The following is a 17,197-nucleotide window of genomic DNA, read 5'->3' as shown; positions in this document are numbered from 1 at the left end:
AACGGGCGGTCAGCGCGCATCGCGGATGCGCTCGACCCGGTCGCTCAGACGCGCCAGCTCGTCCTTCAGGCTGTCGAAGTCCTCCGCCCCGCGGGCACTCGGGACCCGGCCCCGGCTACCGGGACCGTCCCCCTCCTCCGCGCGCGCATCCAGCCGTTCTCGGAGTACGTTCAGCTGGTCCCGCAGCGCCGAGAGCTCGTTCCAGTCCTCGGCGGAGGGCTCGTCGTCCGTGCGCCGACGCGGGCCCTGCCGGGGCCCGGACGCATAGGGCTCTGCCTCATCCGGACCGGACCGCCGCCACGATCCGTCCCCGGCCCCGTTCTGACGACTGCGGTGCCCGCCCCGGTCGTGGTCGTGGTGGCAGTCGCGACGGTCATTACGGTCGTCGTCCAACGCCCGGCTGACGGAACTGCGCAGTCCGTCCTCGAAGTCGCCGGCTCTGTCGAGACCGTCGTCCACGAGATCCTCCGCGGCACGTGCGATATCGCGCAATGCATGACTGAAAGACGCACGGGAACGCCGACGAGACATACGATGGACCCTTTCTGGAAAACAGCAAGAGGGAATGTTCGCGTGGGTCCAGGAATATGAGATCCACGACCGCACCCACTCCAGAGAAGAATTCAGAGCGGTTTTTCGACTGCTCTCAGTCTGGCCGGTCGGAACAACCAGGAACACCGCTCTGTGACCGGTTCATTCATTCGAGTGAAGCGCATTTTCCGAAGGGTTCACGCGCCGTCGCACGCCGTCACCCGCAAAGAGCGCCCGCAAAGAGCGCGGCGGTAGGTGACAGTCGTACGAGCCAGCACGTCAAGGCTGACTTTCACTCTGCTGAAAATAGGCTCACCGCATTGTCGAGAAAAACGCCTCCGTAATTGCGGATGTCGCCTGGAAAGAAAGTCCGGAGTGCAGAAGGGGGGGATTCCGTGTGTAGATTATTGGGCGGTGTCCCATAAATGATCTACGGCGTGCTCGTTGACCTGCTTGGGTAGGCGGCTTACGTCGAGCATGGCGTGGTGGACGCCGTCGCCTTTCAGGCGGCAGTCGCGGAGGTTCTTCCAGATCTTCATGCGGGCGAAGGCATGCTCGACGCGGGCGCGGACCTTGCGTGTGAGCGGTTGTGAATCCCTTTCCAGGCCAGAAGGCCAGAAGGCCAGAAGGCCAGCCTGGCCGGGTACGCCGCGGTGCGGCCGACGGCGGCCTTGGCGCCTGGCAACTCCCCCGCCTTGAGGTCGTTGCGGTTGCCGGGCACGGATCGGCCGATGGCGATGACCCCCGGGACGCGCGATCGGTGACGGCGGGGTCGATGTCCACCGTGATGACTTCGCCGGCCGACCCGATGAGTTCGGCGAGGTACGCCGGGAACGAACGTCTTCCTTCAGCGCCGAGTCAACGAATACACCGCGACCTACGCCGTGTCCGAGGTGATGGTGCGCCCGCGGTGGCGGAAGCAGGGGATCTCGGAGCGGCTCCACGAGGCCCTGCTGAAGGAACGCGGCGAAGATCTCGCGGTGCTCCTGGTCGACGTTTCGAACTCGTGAGGGGTTGCCCCCAACACGCTTTCCTACTGTTCGTGCGGGGGTTCCGGAGGGTTCGTGGTCGTCCTGGCATGTGGTCCCGTGACGGTGGATCACGCGTATGGACGCCCTTGCACGACCACGAATGCAACGCCAACTGCAACCCTCGGCCCCGCCCTGGTCGAGGCCTGCAACGGGAGCACGGCGCGTGGCCACCGCCTTGGCCGGGGTGAGGATCAGCGTGATGCCTCTGGTGGGTGACCACTCCCGGCTGCGCGGGGACCCCATGGCAGTCCCGTCCGGGCTGAACACGGTGCGGGACCTCCCCTGTGCGGGGACGACTCGAAGACCGAGGTGGTGGGAGCTGGGGGGCGGGTGACTGCTCCCGCGTCAGGCGAAGGGCTGTTACTTGCGGTAATGATAGCGGCAGGCAAGGACGCACACGGTGTCGGCCTGCTCATCGAGGACGTAGACCAGGCGGTGTTCCTGGTCGATCCGGCGGGACCAGGCCCCGGCGAGCTCGTGGCGCAGCGGCTCAGGCTTTCCGATGCCCTCGTGGCCGTTGCGCCGGATGTCGTCGATCAGTTGGTTGATGCGCTTGAGGAGACGGCGGTCGTCCACCTGCCAGGACAGGTAGTCGCTCCAGCCGCCCTCGGTGCACTGGATCTTCATGGGGACCGCTCGGTGAGGTCCTCGGGGTCGATCAGTTCGCGGGCCTGGCTGCGGCCCTCCTGGTACTCCCGGAGGGACTCGCGCAGGTGGTCGGCGTTGGCGGGAGAGCGCAGCAGGTAGTCGGTCTCGCGGAGGGAGGCGTACTCGGCCAGGGAGACTACGACCAACGGTTCGTGGCCGGCTCGGGTGATGACGAGTTCCTCGGCGTCATTCTCGACGGAATCAAGTGCGGCAGCGAGGTTTCCGCGCAGCTCGGTCGCGCTCATCGTCCTCATGGCGTACAGAATAGCGTACGTTATTGCTCCTGGAGGGTGAGGTGATTGCCAAAGGCCGGTCGGCCGCGTCTGTGGCCGTGCAGCTCGTTGTCCGCCAGGAGCCGCCGTGCCCGGTGGTTTTCGTCCTTCCCGATGCCGGCGACTTCAAGGCGGGAGAGCACTCGGCTCCAGGGCTTCTCCGTGATTCTCCCGGTCGAACGCCCCGACCGGGTGTGGGATCCGTTACCACTTCCGCCTCGCCTTCTGCCGCGAGGCCGAGCCAGGCGATCATTCCGCGGTTGCCTCGCACGGCCAGGGACAGGGCTCTGCAGTCGAGGGCGACGATGCGCATCGCCCGCTGACCTGGTCAGGCGGCTGCGGAAAATACGAGCTTCGAACCCGTGAGGGTGCCCCAACGCTGCCCGAATGTTCATAGGGGCCCGTGAAGGTCGCAGCTGTCCCTGCCTGCGGCGAAGCGTTCGAGGCGGCCCTGTCCGGACGAGCCTGGACAGCAGCACAAGGGCCCCACAGAACGCAGGTGGAGCTACACAGGCCCCACGGCCTTGCCGGTTGCGCGGCGCACGTCGAAGGGCCCCACCGCGAACGGTGGGGCCCTTCGACATCGTGCCCGGTGAGGCACTGGCGGAGGATACGAGATTCGAACTCGTGAGGGGTTGCCCCCAACACGCTTTCCAAGCGTGCGCCCTAGGCCTCTAGGCGAATCCTCCGCTGGAGACATTACATGACGTCGAAGGGTGCTTGCGAACTCGTTCCTGGGGTGCGCGATCAGGTACGCTGGGCGCAGCCCCTCACGCGGCGCTATCTGACTGAACTCCCCCAGGGCCGGAAGGCAGCAAGGGTAGGTTGGCTCTGGCGGGTGCGTGGGGGGCGTCTGCGTTCCCAGGGGTTCCCGGGGATTCCCGGGGCCGGGCCGGTTGTCAGTCGTCGCCTATAACCTCGTATGCGTGTCGTCTCTCGCGCTCTACCGCCGCTACCGCCCGGAGACCTTCGCGGAGGTCATCGGGCAGGGGCATGTCACCGACCCGTTGCAGCAGGCGCTGCGGAACAACCGGGTCAATCACGCGTACCTGTTCAGCGGTCCGCGCGGCTGCGGCAAGACGACCAGCGCCCGCATCCTGGCGCGGTGTCTGAACTGCGAGCAGGGGCCGACGCCCACCCCCTGCGGCACCTGTCAGTCCTGCCAGGACCTCGCGCGCAACGGGCCGGGTTCGATCGACGTCATCGAGATCGACGCCGCCTCGCACGGTGGTGTCGACGACGCGCGTGACCTGCGGGAAAAGGCGTTCTTCGGGCCCGCCGGCAGCCGGTACAAGATCTACATCATCGACGAGGCCCACATGGTCACGTCGGCCGGTTTCAACGCGCTGCTCAAGGTCGTCGAGGAACCGCCGGAGCATCTCAAGTTCATCTTCGCGACCACCGAGCCCGAGAAGGTCATCGGCACCATCCGGTCGCGGACCCATCACTATCCTTTCCGGCTGGTGCCGCCCGGCACCCTGCGGGACTACCTCGCCGAGGTGTGCGGCAAGGAGGACATCCCGGTCGAGGACGGGGTGCTTCCGCTGGTCGTGCGGGCCGGTGCGGGGTCCGTGCGTGACTCCATGTCCGTCATGGACCAGTTGCTGGCCGGGGCCGGCGCGGACGGTGTGACGTACGCCATGGCGACGGCGCTGCTCGGGTACACGGACGGCTCGCTGCTCGACTCCGTGGTCGAGGCGTTCGCCTCGGGGGAGGGCGCCGCGGCCTTCGAGGTCGTGGACCGGGTCATCGAAGGCGGCAACGACCCGCGGCGGTTCGTGGCCGACCTGCTGGAGCGGTTGCGGGACCTGGTGATCCTCGCCGCCGTGCCCGACGCCGCCGAGAAGGGGCTCATCGACGCCCCGGCCGATGTCGTCGAGCGGATGCAGGCCCAGGCGCGGTCCTTCGGCGCCGCCGAGCTGAGCCGCGCCGCTGACCTCGTCAACGAGGGGCTCACCGAGATGCGCGGCGCCACCTCGCCGCGGCTCCAGCTGGAACTGATCTGCGCGCGCGTGCTGCTGCCGGCCGCGTACGGCGACGAGCGGTCGGTGATGGCCCGGCTGGACCGTATCGAGCGGGGGGTGAACTTCTCGTCGGGGGCAGGGTTGCCGGCCGCCGCGTATGTGCCGGGGCCCGAGGTCCATGGCCAAGCTCACGGCCCTGCCCACGCGGGTGCCGCGCCTGTGCCGCCGGGTGGCGGTGCCGCCGCGGCCCGGGCGGCGGTGCGGGGGCCGGGGGCGCCCGCGGCGGCCGAGGGTCAGGGGAGTGGTTCCGGTGACGGGCCTGACCTTGGCGGATCTGCGCCCGCGGCTGCGGCTGCGGCTGCGTCAGCTTCTGCTCCCGCGCCTACTCCTGCTCCTGCACCGGCACCGGCACCGGCGCCGACTCCTACTCCTCCTACTCCGGCCGCTTCCGCCCAGTCCTCCGCCCCCGGTGCTTGGCCCACCGCGACTCCCGCAGGGGGCGGCCGGCGTCCCGGTGGCTGGCCGACGGCGACACCGTCGGCCCCGGCCGGCCCCGGCGACACCCCCCCGGGCCCGACTCCAGCCGCCGCACCCACACCGGCTCCCGCCCCCGCCCCTGCCCCGGCACCTGCCCAGTCCGCCCCCGGCGCCGCCTTCTCGGCGCCCGGCGGTCTCGACCCCCGCACCCTGTGGCCGAACATCCTGGAGGCGGTCAAAAACCGCCGCCGGTTCACCTGGATCCTGCTCAGTCAGAACGCCCAGGTCACTGGCTTCGACGGCACGTCCCTGCGGCTCGGCTTCGTCAACGTCGGTGCTCGTGACAACTTCGTCAGCAGCGGCAGCGAGGACGTACTGCGGCAGGCTCTGAGCGAGCAGTTCAACGTCCAGTGGAAGATCGAGGCGGTCGTCGACCCGTCCGGTGGTTCGGCGCCGCCCCCGCCGCCGTCCGGACCCTCCGGTGGTGGCAGCGGCGGGTATGGAGGCGGTGGCGGTTACGGCGGTGGCGCCCCCGCCCCTGCCCAGCGCCCGGCGGCGCCCTCACCCGCACCCGCGCCCTCCGGGTCCTACGGCTCCTCCGGACCTTCCGCCTCCACCCCGCCCTCGGCGTCCGCGGGACCCGCCCCCGCACCCCAGTCCCCGGCCCCGGCTCCCGAGCCACCGCCGGTCTCCATCGAGGACGACATCCCCGAGGAGGACGACCCCGACCTCGACGAGTCGGCCCTCTCCGGCAAGGAACTGCTCGTCCGGGAGCTGGGAGCGACGGTGGTGGAGGAGATCGCCAACGAGTGAGCGCGCGAGGGCATGTACGCGGACCCGTAAGCCCCGCATGCCCTCGGAGGACCTCGGCCGCCGGAGGACCCTGGCCCCCGGAGGACCCCGCCCGCCGAAGCCCCCGATCCTCGGAGGATCCGACGAACCCCCACCCTCCGCCCCCTCGGCGGCCCGCACAATCCGCCCCCGCCCGCTCCCGTTAGGCTGACCCCGTGAAGGTCCTCGTCATCGGCAGCGGTGCCCGCGAACACGCCCTGTGCCGTTCCCTGTCCCTCGACCCCGACGTCACGGCGTTGCACTGCGCCCCCGGCAACGCCGGGATCGCCGAGGTCGCCGAGCTGCACCAGGTCGACGCGCTCGACGGCACGGCGGTGACCGCGCTCGCCACGCGCCTCGGCGCCGAACTGGTCGTGGTCGGCCCGGAGGCGCCCCTGGTCGCCGGAGTCGCCGACGCCGTGCGCGAGGCCGGCATCCCGGTCTTCGGCCCCTCCAAGGAGGCCGCGCGACTGGAGGGCTCCAAGGCGTTCGCCAAGGACGTCATGGCGGGCGCCGGCGTGCCCACGGCCCGCTCCTACGTCTGCACCACCCCGGAGGAGGCCGACGCGGCCCTCGCCGCCTTCGGCGCCCCGTACGTCGTCAAGGACGACGGTCTCGCCGCCGGCAAGGGCGTCGTCGTCACCGACGACCTCGAAGCCGCCCGGGCCCACGCGCGCGCGTGCGGCCGCGTGGTCATCGAGGAGTTCCTCGACGGCCCCGAGGTCTCCCTCTTCGCCATCACCGACGGGGACAACGTACGGCCGCTCCAGCCCGCCCAGGACTTCAAGCGCGCGCTCGACGGCGACGCGGGTCCCAACACCGGCGGCATGGGCGCCTACTCCCCGCTGCCGTGGGCCGACCCCAAGCTCGTGGACGAGGTCGTGCACACCGTCCTCCAGCCGACCGTCGACGAGATGCGCCGCCGCGGCACCCCCTTCTCGGGTCTCCTCTACGCCGGGCTCGCGATCACCTCGCGCGGCATCCGCGTGATCGAGTTCAACGCCCGGTTCGGCGACCCCGAGACCCAGGTCGTCCTGGCCCGGCTGCGCACCCCGCTCGCCGGGCTGCTGATGGCCGCCGCCACCGGCAACCTCGCCGACCTCGAACCCCTGCGCTGGAGCGACGACGCCGCGGTCACCGTCGTCATCGCCTCGCACAACTACCCCGGCACCCCGCGAACCGGCGACCCGATCACCGGTCTCGACCAGGTCGCCGCCGAGGACGCCCCGCACGCCTACGTGCTGCACGCCGGCACCAGGACCGAGGGCGACGCCGTCGTCAGCGCCGGCGGCCGGGTGCTGTCCGTCACGGCCACCGGCACCGACCTCACCGAGGCCCGTGACCGCGCCTACCGGGCCGTCGCCCGCATCGGCCTCGACGGCTCCCAGCACCGTACGGACATCGCGGCGAAGGCGGCCGCCGAGGCGTAACCCGGCACCGCGCCGCCAGCGTTCCAGCAGGCCCCGGTTCTCCAGAGAGCCGGGGCCTGACGCTTGCCGTGTGTCATCCACCTCTCCCCAAAGCCATTCCATCGAGTGACCGATGCCCCATACGGCTGACGGGTCCCGACCCCCCAACTAGGGTGCGGCGCAAGCATTCCGGCACTTGGCCCACCGCGCATTGCGATGTCAGTGGCGGGTGCCACAGTGGGGGAGTGAGCACTACCGGCAACGGCACCACAGGCAGGCGCGTCAGGTCAGTGAGGGGATGAGGTCCGGTCATGAGCGGCATGGGCGTGGAGGAGCGGGGAGCGCAGGGCGCGCGGGCCCGGGCCCTGGCCGTGCTGCGGGTCCGTAGCCGGGCCCTGGCCATCGCGCTGCTGCCGGCCGCCGCCGCGGTGATCCTGCTGGTGGGCGGTTCCACCGGCCATCTGGTCGGTGCGGGTTGGGACGCCGCCCGCTGGACGGTGACCGTGGTCGCCGTCCTCGTTCTGCTCGCCGCCGCCGGTGTCGCCGCGGTCGTGGCCCGCGCGCGGCCGGCCGTCACCCCGACGGTCGCGATCGCCGAGGCGTCGGCGCCGGACCTGTACCGGATGGTGCGCGACCTCGCCAACCGGCTCGACGTGCCCGCCCCGTCCGCGATAGCGCTCACCCCGGACTGCGACAGCTGGCTGGAGGACCGCACCCACCGGGCGCACGGCCGCCCCCCGCCCCCGGCGGATCGCGCCGGCACCGCCTCGTCCCCCGACCCCACCGCTGCCTCCTCCCCGACCACCACCCCGACCACCACCCCGACCACCACCCCGACCACCTCCCCGACCGCATCCACCGCCCCCGTCCTCGTCATCGGCTCCCCCTTCCTGTGGTGGATGCGGGTCGGTGAGCTGCGCGCGGTCCTCGCCCCGGTCGTCGCCGGTACGGGACCGTCCGCGCACCCCGACATAGCCGCCGCCCGGCGCTTCGTACGGGGCCTGGACGCGGCGGTGGCAGTGGCCTCGGAGCCGGGACGGCACGCGCTGTCCCGCAGTGCGCGGGCCGGCCTCGGCTGGGCGGCCCGGCTGCTGCTGCGCAGTTGCCGTACGCACGCCGCCGAGATGGAGCGCGGCGTCGCGACGGCCGCCGCCGAGCGCGCCCAAGCGGTGGACTACGGACTGCGGATCGTCGCCCAGGAACAGGTCGGCCTGGCCTACGCGGGCTGGGACCGGCTGCTGACCCGGGTGGCGCTGCCCGCCTGGCGGACCGGCCGCTGGCCCACCCGGCTGGACGCCGGCGTCGTCGCCGCGCTGACCGAGCTGTCCCGGCGGGACCGGCTGGCCGAGGGCTTCGCCTCCCGGCTGGGTGAGCGACCCGCCTGTGACCTGCTGGAAGAGCCCGGTGCGATGGACGAGGCGACCTCGCTGCTCGCCGCCCGTCTCTTCCACGGCGGCCCCGCCGAGCCCGGCCCGGACTGGGCGCCGCTGGAGTGGCACGAGTACCCGGAGGAGGTCGTCGACCGCACCTGGCGCACCGACGCGGCCCGCCTGCACCGCGTCCTGGACTCCCTCGGCGTCCGCCGCACCGCCGACGGCACCGGCCCGGACACCGACGGCCCCACCCTGGCCCGCGTCCTGGACCACCTCACGGACCTCACGGATCTCACGGAGCTCAAGGACCCCGCGCAGCCCACGCATCCCACCCCGAACCCCACCCCGAGCCCGTCGCCCGTCGCCGCGCCGCCCTTCCCGGACGACGACGAAGACCTGGCCGGCACCACCGCCCGCGGCGCCGCTCTCGCCGCCGGACTCACCGCCGAGCTGGCCCGCGAGGAAACCACAGCCACCTCGCCCACCTCGCCCACCTCGGGAAGCCGGCCAAACGACTCCGTCCTCTGGGACGACCGCCCCCTTCCCCTCCTCCCGCTGCGCCCCCCGCGCACCGGCCGCGAGATCCTCACCGATCACGTCACGGCGATGGTGTGCTGCGCGGCGATGGACACCGCGGGCGCGGTCCCCGGCCTGGACTGGCTGGACGGCCCGTCCCTGCTGATCCGCGGCGAGCGCGCCGCCGATCTGGCCCCCCGCATCCTCGCCCTCGTCGAGACCGGCGATCCGGCCCCTCTGCGCGCGTGGCTGACCGACCAGGGCATACGCCCGGAGAAGCCCGTCCGCCTGGTCTGAGCCACCCTCCCCGCACGACTCACCCCCACCTCCCCGGACCCCCCACCCCCCCCGCAACCCCCCGCAACCCGCCGTCGGCCCCACCGGCCCCACCGGCCCCACCACCCCCTCCCCACCATTCCGGACCCCCTAATTCCACTTTGGCTCAGTTCGCAACGAACCGTGACAGCCTGCGTGCGAAATGTGATGTGCTGGGACCGATCGCGCACATGGCAATCGCGTACGTCATACGCACGACCACGGGGGCAAGAGGGAGGGGAATGACCCATGGGGTCCGAGCAGATCCGCCGATGGGAATCCGGAGCACTCGCGCACGCCGTGACGGACCCCTTCGGACTGGGACCGGTGCCGTGGCTGCGCGGCGGCGAGACGTACTTCGGCGACAGCGGTCAGATCGTCCCCTGGTACGTGGACCAGGATCCCGTCCAGAACACCCGCACCAGAACGACCGGAACGACCGGAACGACCGGGACCACCGGAACGACCGGAACAACCGGAGCAACCGGAAAACCGCCCCGCCACTCCGGCGACGGCCGCCCCCGCTCCGCCGACGACGTACGCCGGCAGATCAAGGGTTTCACCTCCACCGGCGCGGTCGCGCCCGGCGACGCCATCGACTTCCACATCACCGTCGACCCGCCCCAGCAGTTCTCCGTGGACGTCTACCGCATCGGCCACTACGGCGGCGACGGCGCCGCCAAGATCACCAGCAGCCCCCGGCTGTCCGGCATCGTCCAGCCCGCGCCGCTCACCGCCGACCGCACGGTCTCCTGCCACCACTGGTGGCTGTCCTGGCGCCTCCAGGTCCCGACGTACTGGAACATCGGCGCGTACGTCGCCGTCCTCACCACCGCCGACGGCTACCGCTCGCACGTCCCCTTCACCGTCCGCGACAACCACCCCGCCGACCTGCTCCTGCTCCTGCCGGACATCACCTGGCAGGCGTACAACCTGTACCCGGAGGACGGCCGCACCGGCGCCAGCCTCTACCACGCCTGGGACAAGGACGGCCGGCTGCTCGGCGAGGCCGACGCCGCGACGACCGTCTCCTTCGACCGCCCGTACGCGGGCGCGGGCCTCCCCCTGCACGTCGGCCACGCCTACGACTTCATCCGCTTCGCCGAGCGCTACGGCTACGACCTCGCCTACGCCGACGCCGGCGACCTGCACGCCGGCCGCGTCGACCCGACCCGCTACCGGGGCCTGGTCTTCCCCGGTCACGACGAGTACTGGTCGACCGCCATGCGCCGCACCACCGAACTCGCCCGCGAGCAGGGCACGTCGCTGGTCTTCCTCTCCGCCAACACCATGTACTGGCAGGTGGAGCTGTCCCCGTCGCCGTCCGGCGTCCCCGACCGCCTGCTCACCTGCCGCAAACGCAAGGGCCCCGGCAAACCGGTGCTGTGGCGCGAGATCGACCGCCCCGAGCAGGAGATACTCGGCATCCAGTACGCGGGCCGGGTCCCCGAGCCGCACCCGCTGATCGTCCGCAACTCCGACCACTGGCTGTGGGAGGCCACCGGCGCACACGAGGGCGACGGGATCGAGCACCTGGTCGCGGGCGAGGCCGACCGCTACTTCCCCCGCGCCCCGCTGCCCCCGTACGACGAGCGGGTGCTGCTCGCGCACTCCCCGTACCAGGACGCCGACGGAGCCCCGCGGCACCAGGAGACATCCCTGTACCGGGCGTCGTCCGGCGCCTGGGTGTTCGCGTCCGGAACGTTCGCCTGGTCCCCGGCCCTGGACCGCCCCGGCCACGTCGACCCCCGTATCCAGCGCGCCACCGCCAACCTGATGGACCGCATCTGCAAACGGGAATGATCCGCGCCGCAGTCACCGCCCCCCTGTCTCCGCTCGCCCCGCCGTACGGGAGAATGCGGAGGCATTGGACAGAACCACGGGGAGGAACCGTGTCCGGATTCGTCGAAAAGCCCGAGCCGCTTGAGGTTCCGGGCCTGGTGCACCTGCACACCGGCAAGGTGCGCGAGCTGTACCGCAACGAGGCGGGCGACCTCGTGATGGTCGCCAGCGACCGCATCTCCGCCTACGACTGGGTACTGCCCACCGAGATCCCCGACAAGGGCCGGGTCCTCACCCAGCTCTCCCTGTGGTGGTTCGACCAGCTCGCCGACCTCGTACCCAGCCATGTGCTGAGCACCGAACTGCCGGCCGGCGCCCCCGCCGACTGGGCGGGCCGCGCGCTGGTCTGCAAGTCGCTGAACATGATTCCGGTGGAGTGCGTGGCGCGCGGCTACCTCACCGGCTCCGGCCTGGTCGAGTACGACGAGTCCCGGACCGTCTGCGGCCTCGCCCTGCCCGAGGGCCTGGTCGACGGCTCGGAGCTGCCCGCCCCGATCTTCACCCCGGCCACCAAGGCCGAGGTCGGCGAGCACGACGAGAACGTCTCCTACGAGGAGGTCGCCCGCCAGGTCGGCGCCGACACCGCCGCCCGGCTGCGGCAGGCGACCCTCGCGGTGTACTCCCGGGCCCGGGACATCGCCCGCGACCGGGGCATCATCCTGGCCGACACCAAGTTCGAGTTCGGCTTCGAGGGGGAGGAGCTGATCCTCGCCGACGAGGTCCTCACCCCGGACTCCTCCCGCTTCTGGCCGGCCGAGACATGGCAGCCGGGCCGGGCGCAGCCGTCGTACGACAAGCAGTACGTCCGCGACTGGCTGACCTCGGCCGAGTCCGGCTGGGACCGCAAGAGCGAGCAGCCGCCGCCGGCGCTGCCGCAGCGGGTGGTGGACGCGACCCGTGCCAAGTACATCGAGGCGTACGAGCGGCTGACGGGCCTCAGCTGGTCCTGAGCACCGGACCACCGGAAGAACCCGGGAAGAACACGAAGAAAGCCCCCGGCCGAAACCGGGGGCTTTCTCACATCACGCGAACCATGTGATGAAACTGGAGCGAACGACGAGGTTCGAACTCGCGACCTCAACCTTGGCAAGGTTGCGCTCTACCAACTGAGCTACGTTCGCCTGTGCTCCGCGCTGCGGTGCGAGCACCACTATACCCAACCTCGCTCGCGGGCGAGACGCACCGCGGTGTGCCGGTTCTCCGCCCCGAGTTTCGTCGCCGCCGACGACAGGTAGTTCCGTACGGTCCCCTCGGCGAGCGCGGCCCGTTCGGCGATCTCGGCGACCGGCGCCCCATCGGCGGCCAGCTCCAGCACCTCGGCCTCGCGGGCGGTCAGCGGCGAGTCCCCGGCGGAGATCGCGTCGGCCGCCAACTCCGGGTCGACGTAGCGGTTTCCGGCCTGCACCGTGCGGATGATCTCGGCGAGCCGCTGGGCGCTGACGGTCTTCGGCACGAACCCGCGCACCCCGGCGGCCAGCGCCCGCTTCAGATGTCCGGGCCGGCCGTGACTGGTCACGATCAGCACCTTGCAGCCGGGCAGCTCGGTCCGCAGCGATGTGGCGACCCTCACACCGTCCGCGCCCGGCATCTGGAGGTCCAGGACCGCCACATCGGGCTCGTGCGCCCGGGCCATCGCCAGCGCCTCCGGACCGGTGGCCGCCTCGGCGACCACCAGCAGGTCGTCCTCCAGGGACAGCAGGGCGGCCAGCGCCCCGCGGATGAGGTGCTCGTCGTCGGCGAGCAGCACCCGCACCCGTACGGCGTCACTCACGACGCGACCTCCAGCCCGGCCCCATCCGTACCGTCCGTACTACCAGCACCCCCCGTACTACCAGCCCCCAACGGCACCTCCGCCACCACCCGGAACAAGCCGCCCTCGGCGCGCCCCGCCGTCAGCGTCCCGTCCACCGCGGTCAGCCGTTCCCGCAGTCCGGCCAGCCCCGAGCCGCCGCGCCCGCCGCCCCGTCCGCCGATCCGTTCCCCCGCCGTCTCGCCGGCGCCGTCGTTCTCCACGGTCAGTACCACTCGCTCTCCGGTCGTCCGAACCGTCACGGCGCACCGTTCCGCCGCCCCGTGTCGCAGTACGTTGGTGGTGGCCTCGCGCACCACCCAGCCGAGCGCCGACTGCACCCGGTCGGGCAGCCCGGCCGTCTCGCCGGTCACCTCGCAGCGGATGCCCGCGGCGTCCAGCACCCCCCGGGCGCCGGTGAGTTCGGCGTTCAGGTCGGCCTCCCGGTAACCCCGTACGACAGCCCGCACCTCCCGCTGCGACTCCCGGGCGATGCGCTGCACCTCGATCATCTGGTCCACGGCCTCGGGGCGTTCGCGCCGGGTCAGCTGGACGGCCAGTTCGCTCTTGAGCGCGATGACGGCGAGGTTGCGCCCGATCACGTCGTGCAGGTCCCGGCCGAACCGCAGCCGTTCCTCGGCGACCGCCAGCCGGGCCCGGGTCTCGCGGGCCTCGTCGAGCGCGTAGACGGCGTTGAGCAGCCACACGGAGAAGAACGAGGTGAGCGCGAGGAAGCTGGTGCCGAACAGCACACTGACGGTCGTGACCAGCGCCGCGGCCGCGGGCGCGCCCAGCAGCAGGGCCACCGCACCGGAGCCCGCCGCGAAACCGCCGACCAGCCAGCTCACCTGCCGTCGGCCGGCCATCCCGAGCGCCATGATGCCGACGCCGAAGGTCACCAGCACTCCGAAGTCACCGCCCACCGCGGTGGCGACGGCGTCGTCGCCGGACCCGAGTTCCACGTAGAGCAGCGCGCCGGCCGCCAGCGCGGCGGTGAGGGCGCCGAGCGCCCACAGCAGCCCCACCGGCCGGGCCCGCCGACCACGGGTCCAGTCCAGCGCCCGGGAGGCGGTCAGCATGCAGAGCGCGACGTGGGCGACGACCGTCAGCGTCAGCGCGCTCGCCAGCCCGGCGTCCACCTGCGCGAAGGAGGCCAGCCCGACCACGGTGATCTCGATCACCCCGAAGAAGTGGAACGACCACCGCGTGTACGTCTCCACCTTCGCCGGCGTGGTCTTCCGCCCCCACCAGCCACCCGGCCCGCGCATCGCTCCGCTTCCCTTCATCCCCCGCCGTATCGCGCTGTATCGCGCCGTATCCCGCGGTGTCTCGCGTGTCTCACCGCGCTCCGTCTCAGCGCCGCGGTTCCCAGCGGAACCACCGGCGTACAGCAAACACCGCGAACACGGTCCAGGCCACCGCCGTCGTCACCGCGCCCAGTGCCTCGCCGGCCGACAGGTCGCCGGTCCAGCCGCCGCGGATCAGGGTGATGACCGGGGTCAGCGGCAGCAGTTCGCACACGGCGGCCACCTTGTCCGGGAGCAGCTCCAGCGGGACGAACATGCCGGAGGCCATCATCGAGACGAAGGTCAGCGGCAGCGGCGTGACCTGGGCGCTCTCGCCGGTCCGGGTGAAGCTCGCGGTGAGCGTGGCGAGCGCCGCGCACATCACCAGGCCCAGCAGCAGCCCGACGACGGCCAGCAGCGGCGCGGACGGCGCGGACAGGTCCAGCAGCACCGAGCAGCCCGCCGTGAGCAGCAGAGTCTGCACCAGCCCGGTGAGGACGGACGGCAGCGCCGAGCCGCCGAGGATCTCGGCGTCCCGCAGTTCGCCGGTGCGCAGCCGCTTGAGGACGAGTTCCTCGCGCCGTACGACGAAGACGCCGACCAGCGCCGAGTACACGGCGAACACCAGGGAGAAGCCGATCGCGGCGGGCAGCACGACGGTGCCGGTGGTCAGCCCGGCCCCGGCGAGGTCCATCTCCTTGGCCGCCTGCCGCACGCTGAACGGCAGCACCAGCGGCACGAACACCGCCGCGAACAGCGTGCCCTTGCTCCGCCCGAGCAGGGTCAGCTCGGCCCGGGCCAGGGCGGTCATCCGCCGGGCGGGCGTGGTGGTGCCGTCGAGGGTGTCGACGCTCATGCCGCGTACTCCTTCGTCGTCGGGTCGTCCGTGGCACCGGCCGCCGCTTCCTTGGCGATGCCGAGGAACGCCTCCTCCAGGGAGGCGGACCGCACGTCCAGGCGGCGCAGCCGCACCCCGGCCCGGTCGGCCCACAGCAGCAGTCCGGTGGCGGCCCGCTGGAGTTCGTGGGTGCGCAGCCGGACGAGCCGGCCGTCGACCTCGTGCGCGCTGACGCCGAGTTCGGCGAGCGGTGGCAGATCGCCGGGGAAGTAGCCCTCGGGCAGTTCGAAGGAGATCCGGGACGGCCGCGCCGCGGTCACCTCGTCGGGGGTGCCGGTGGCAGCGATCCGGCCCTCGTGCATGATCGCGAGCCGGTCGGCGAGGTGCTCGGCCTCCTCCAGGTAGTGCGTGGTCAGCAGCACCGTCGTGCCGCCGTCGCGCAGCGCGCTCACCAACTCCCAAGTGTCCCGGCGGCCTTCGGCGTCCAGTCCGGTGGTGGGCTCGTCGAGGAACAGCACCTCGGGGGAGCCGAGCAGCGCCAGCGCCAGGTCGAGCCGGCGCCGCTGGCCGCCGGAGAGCTGTTTGACCCGGGTCCGGGACTTGGCCTGGAGTCCGACCAGTTCGAGCACCTCACCCTCCGGCCGGGCCCCGCTGACGCACCCCGCCCACATCCGCGCGGTCTCGGCGACGGTCAGCTCGGAGGGGAAGCCGCCCTCCTGGAGCATCACTCCGGTACGGGGGCGTACGGCGGCCCGCTCGGTGTACGGGTCGTGCCCGAGCACCCGGATCCGCCCGCCGGACGGTGGCGCGAGGCCCTCCAGCAGTTCCACCGTCGACGTCTTGCCGGCGCCGTTGGTGCCGAGCAGCGCGAAGACCTCGCCGCGCCGCACGCTGAAGCCGATGCCGCGCACCGCCTCGAACCCGCCCCCGTACACACGCCGCAGGTCGGTGACCTCAATCACGTGTTCGTGTTCGTTCGCATCCATGTCTCCAGGGTTCCGGCGGAACGGACCCGGGGGCAGTGCGCGCCGTCATCACTCGCCATGACAAATGTCAGACGCGGCACCGCACTTGGCCTGAAGCGCACGAGACCGCACACAAAAAGACCCCGGTCCAGAAGGACCGGGGCCTGATTCCCGAGCGGACGACGAGGTTCGAACTCGCGACCTCAACCTTGGCAAGGTTGCGCTCTACCAACTGAGCTACGTCCGCATTGCATCCGACCAGCTTTCACTGACCGGCGCGGGCACCAGCCTACCTGATCGACTTGCCTGACCGGTACGGCGGTGCGGAGCGGGTGACAGGGATCGCACACTGCGTCTTCCCCCTGGAAGGGGGATGTTCTACTACTAAACTACACCCGCAAGCCCTCGTGAGCTGGGCTTTTCCGGCCCGGCCCCTCGGCGTGCTCCAGACTTTAGCTGATCGCCGGGGGTGTCGCGCAAGTCGGTTGCCGCGAGGGCCGGCTGAGCACGCGTCGGGCGCTCTTCACCGGCGGTTCACCGGGCCGCGGCGAACGCCTCGTACACCCTCTTGGGGATGCGGCCCCGGGCCGGCACCTCCATCCGGTTGGCCTGGGCCCAGGCCCGGACGGCCGCCGGGTCGGGGGCGACCTCCGTCTGCCGGTAGGTCCGGCCGGACCGCGACCGCTTGCGGCCGGCCTCCACGTACGGCTCCAGGGCATCCCGGAGTTTCCTGGCATTGGCTTCGTTCAGGTCGATCTCGTACATCTTGCCGTCGAGTCCGAAGGCGATCGTCTCCGCCGCTTCCGAGCCGTCGATGTCGTCGAAGTAAGTGACCACGACACGCTGCGCCACGAATATCGGTCCCTTCGTGCGGCATCTCCACACTGACGTGCCAGGACGCCCGGGAGATGCCGACTGTTCGCCTGTAATTGGGCAAAGTATCGGCTAATGACATTTCATTTGTACAGTGCTCGGCATTGCAAAGGAAGCCCGACTAAAACTTTCCGCGTGTCTGTCGCGCAATAGCTGTCCGGGTGTACGGCGCGATCTTTCCCGAAGCTTTTCACCCGGCCCCCCGCTGATGCGCAATCGTGACAGGGCTCACGTAGA

General features: G+C 71.5%; 13 protein-coding genes, 4 tRNA genes, 1 other RNA gene and 1 pseudogene. 6 read left to right on the top strand and 13 right to left on the bottom strand.

Going from position 1 to position 17,197, the window contains the following annotated elements; genetic code table 11:
- Positions 1-9: 9 nt before the first annotated feature.
- From ACTT8P_RS18225 to ACTT8P_RS18205, 5 genes and pseudogenes are all read right to left on the bottom strand, one after another.
- Entirely contained in the window at positions 10-459 is a 450-nt protein-coding gene (locus ACTT8P_RS18225; protein WP_442832705.1) for a hypothetical protein, read from the bottom strand.
- A 476-nt stretch (positions 460-935) separates the two neighbouring features.
- A pseudogene (locus tag ACTT8P_RS18220) lies at positions 936-1,261 on the bottom strand (IS5/IS1182 family transposase); the annotation flags it as partial.
- Between the two features lie 661 nt (positions 1,262-1,922).
- Complete coding sequence (locus tag ACTT8P_RS18215; protein ID WP_442832704.1) at positions 1,923-2,189, bottom strand: Txe/YoeB family addiction module toxin; 267 nt, start codon at positions 2,187-2,189, stop codon at positions 1,923-1,925.
- Positions 2,186-2,464: a type II toxin-antitoxin system Phd/YefM family antitoxin gene (locus tag ACTT8P_RS18210; protein ID WP_442832703.1), complete on the bottom strand. Its 279-nt coding sequence runs from the start codon at positions 2,462-2,464 to the stop codon at positions 2,186-2,188. Before ACTT8P_RS18210 ends, ACTT8P_RS18215 begins: the two co-directional genes overlap by 4 nt.
- 619 nt (positions 2,465-3,083) lie before the next feature.
- Positions 3,084-3,171: transfer RNA gene (locus ACTT8P_RS18205), tRNA-Ser, on the bottom strand.
- Between the two features lie 73 nt (positions 3,172-3,244).
- On the opposite strand from ACTT8P_RS18205, the gene ffs reads away from it, so the two are divergent.
- From ffs to ACTT8P_RS18175, 6 genes are all read left to right on the top strand, one after another.
- Positions 3,245-3,339, top strand: an RNA gene (gene ffs, locus ACTT8P_RS18200) — signal recognition particle sRNA small type.
- 69 nt (positions 3,340-3,408) lie between these two features.
- Positions 3,409-5,736, top strand: a complete 2,328-nt coding sequence (locus ACTT8P_RS18195; RefSeq protein ID WP_442832702.1) for a DNA polymerase III subunit gamma and tau — start codon at positions 3,409-3,411, stop codon at positions 5,734-5,736.
- A gap of 194 nt (positions 5,737-5,930) precedes the next feature.
- On the top strand, positions 5,931-7,184 hold the full coding sequence (purD, locus tag ACTT8P_RS18190; protein WP_442832701.1) for a phosphoribosylamine--glycine ligase: 1,254 nt from the start codon (positions 5,931-5,933) through the stop codon (positions 7,182-7,184).
- A 290-nt stretch (positions 7,185-7,474) separates the two neighbouring features.
- Positions 7,475-9,349 (top strand): hypothetical protein, encoded by a 1,875-nt coding sequence (locus tag ACTT8P_RS18185; RefSeq protein ID WP_442832700.1) that lies wholly within the window; start codon positions 7,475-7,477, stop codon positions 9,347-9,349.
- Between the two features lie 267 nt (positions 9,350-9,616).
- The gene (locus tag ACTT8P_RS18180; RefSeq protein WP_442832699.1) at positions 9,617-11,170 is read left to right on the top strand and encodes a N,N-dimethylformamidase beta subunit family domain-containing protein; all 1,554 of its coding nucleotides are present in this window, start codon (positions 9,617-9,619) and stop codon (positions 11,168-11,170) included.
- 89 nt (positions 11,171-11,259) lie between these two features.
- Positions 11,260-12,159 (top strand): phosphoribosylaminoimidazolesuccinocarboxamide synthase, encoded by a 900-nt coding sequence (locus ACTT8P_RS18175; protein ID WP_442832698.1) that lies wholly within the window; start codon positions 11,260-11,262, stop codon positions 12,157-12,159.
- A gap of 95 nt (positions 12,160-12,254) precedes the next feature.
- Here the strand turns inward: ACTT8P_RS18175 and ACTT8P_RS18170 are convergent.
- The 8 genes from ACTT8P_RS18170 to ACTT8P_RS18135 all read right to left on the bottom strand — a co-directional run bounded on the left by ACTT8P_RS18170 (position 12,255) and on the right by ACTT8P_RS18135 (position 16,939).
- A tRNA-Gly gene (locus ACTT8P_RS18170) sits at positions 12,255-12,330 on the bottom strand.
- 29 nt (positions 12,331-12,359) lie between these two features.
- Positions 12,360-12,962 carry a response regulator gene (locus ACTT8P_RS18165; RefSeq protein WP_442832723.1) on the bottom strand — a complete coding sequence of 201 codons (603 nt, stop codon included), beginning with the start codon at positions 12,960-12,962 and terminating at the stop codon, positions 12,360-12,362.
- 14 nt (positions 12,963-12,976) lie between these two features.
- Entirely contained in the window at positions 12,977-14,266 is a 1,290-nt protein-coding gene (locus ACTT8P_RS18160) for a sensor histidine kinase (protein WP_442832697.1), read from the bottom strand.
- An 85-nt stretch (positions 14,267-14,351) separates the two neighbouring features.
- On the bottom strand, positions 14,352-15,140 hold the full coding sequence (locus ACTT8P_RS18155) for an ABC transporter permease (protein WP_442832696.1): 789 nt from the start codon (positions 15,138-15,140) through the stop codon (positions 14,352-14,354).
- Positions 15,137-16,108, bottom strand: coding sequence for an ABC transporter ATP-binding protein (locus tag ACTT8P_RS18150; RefSeq protein WP_442832695.1), 972 nt, complete (start codon positions 16,106-16,108; stop codon positions 15,137-15,139). The genes ACTT8P_RS18155 and ACTT8P_RS18150 overlap by 4 nt, the downstream gene beginning before the upstream one ends.
- 153 nt (positions 16,109-16,261) lie before the next feature.
- Positions 16,262-16,334, bottom strand: a tRNA-Gly gene (locus tag ACTT8P_RS18145).
- A gap of 80 nt (positions 16,335-16,414) precedes the next feature.
- Positions 16,415-16,486, bottom strand: a tRNA-Gly gene (locus ACTT8P_RS18140).
- A gap of 135 nt (positions 16,487-16,621) precedes the next feature.
- Positions 16,622-16,939 (bottom strand): histone-like nucleoid-structuring protein Lsr2, encoded by a 318-nt coding sequence (locus ACTT8P_RS18135; protein ID WP_442832694.1) that lies wholly within the window; start codon positions 16,937-16,939, stop codon positions 16,622-16,624.
- Positions 16,940-17,197 lie beyond the last annotated feature (258 nt).

The organism is Streptomyces sp. JW3, from assembly GCF_052216785.1.
In the GTDB taxonomy this organism is placed as follows: domain Bacteria; phylum Actinomycetota; class Actinomycetes; order Streptomycetales; family Streptomycetaceae; genus Streptomyces.
Note: the sequence above shows the minus strand (reverse complement) of the source record. Positions and strands in the feature narration are given on the sequence as shown.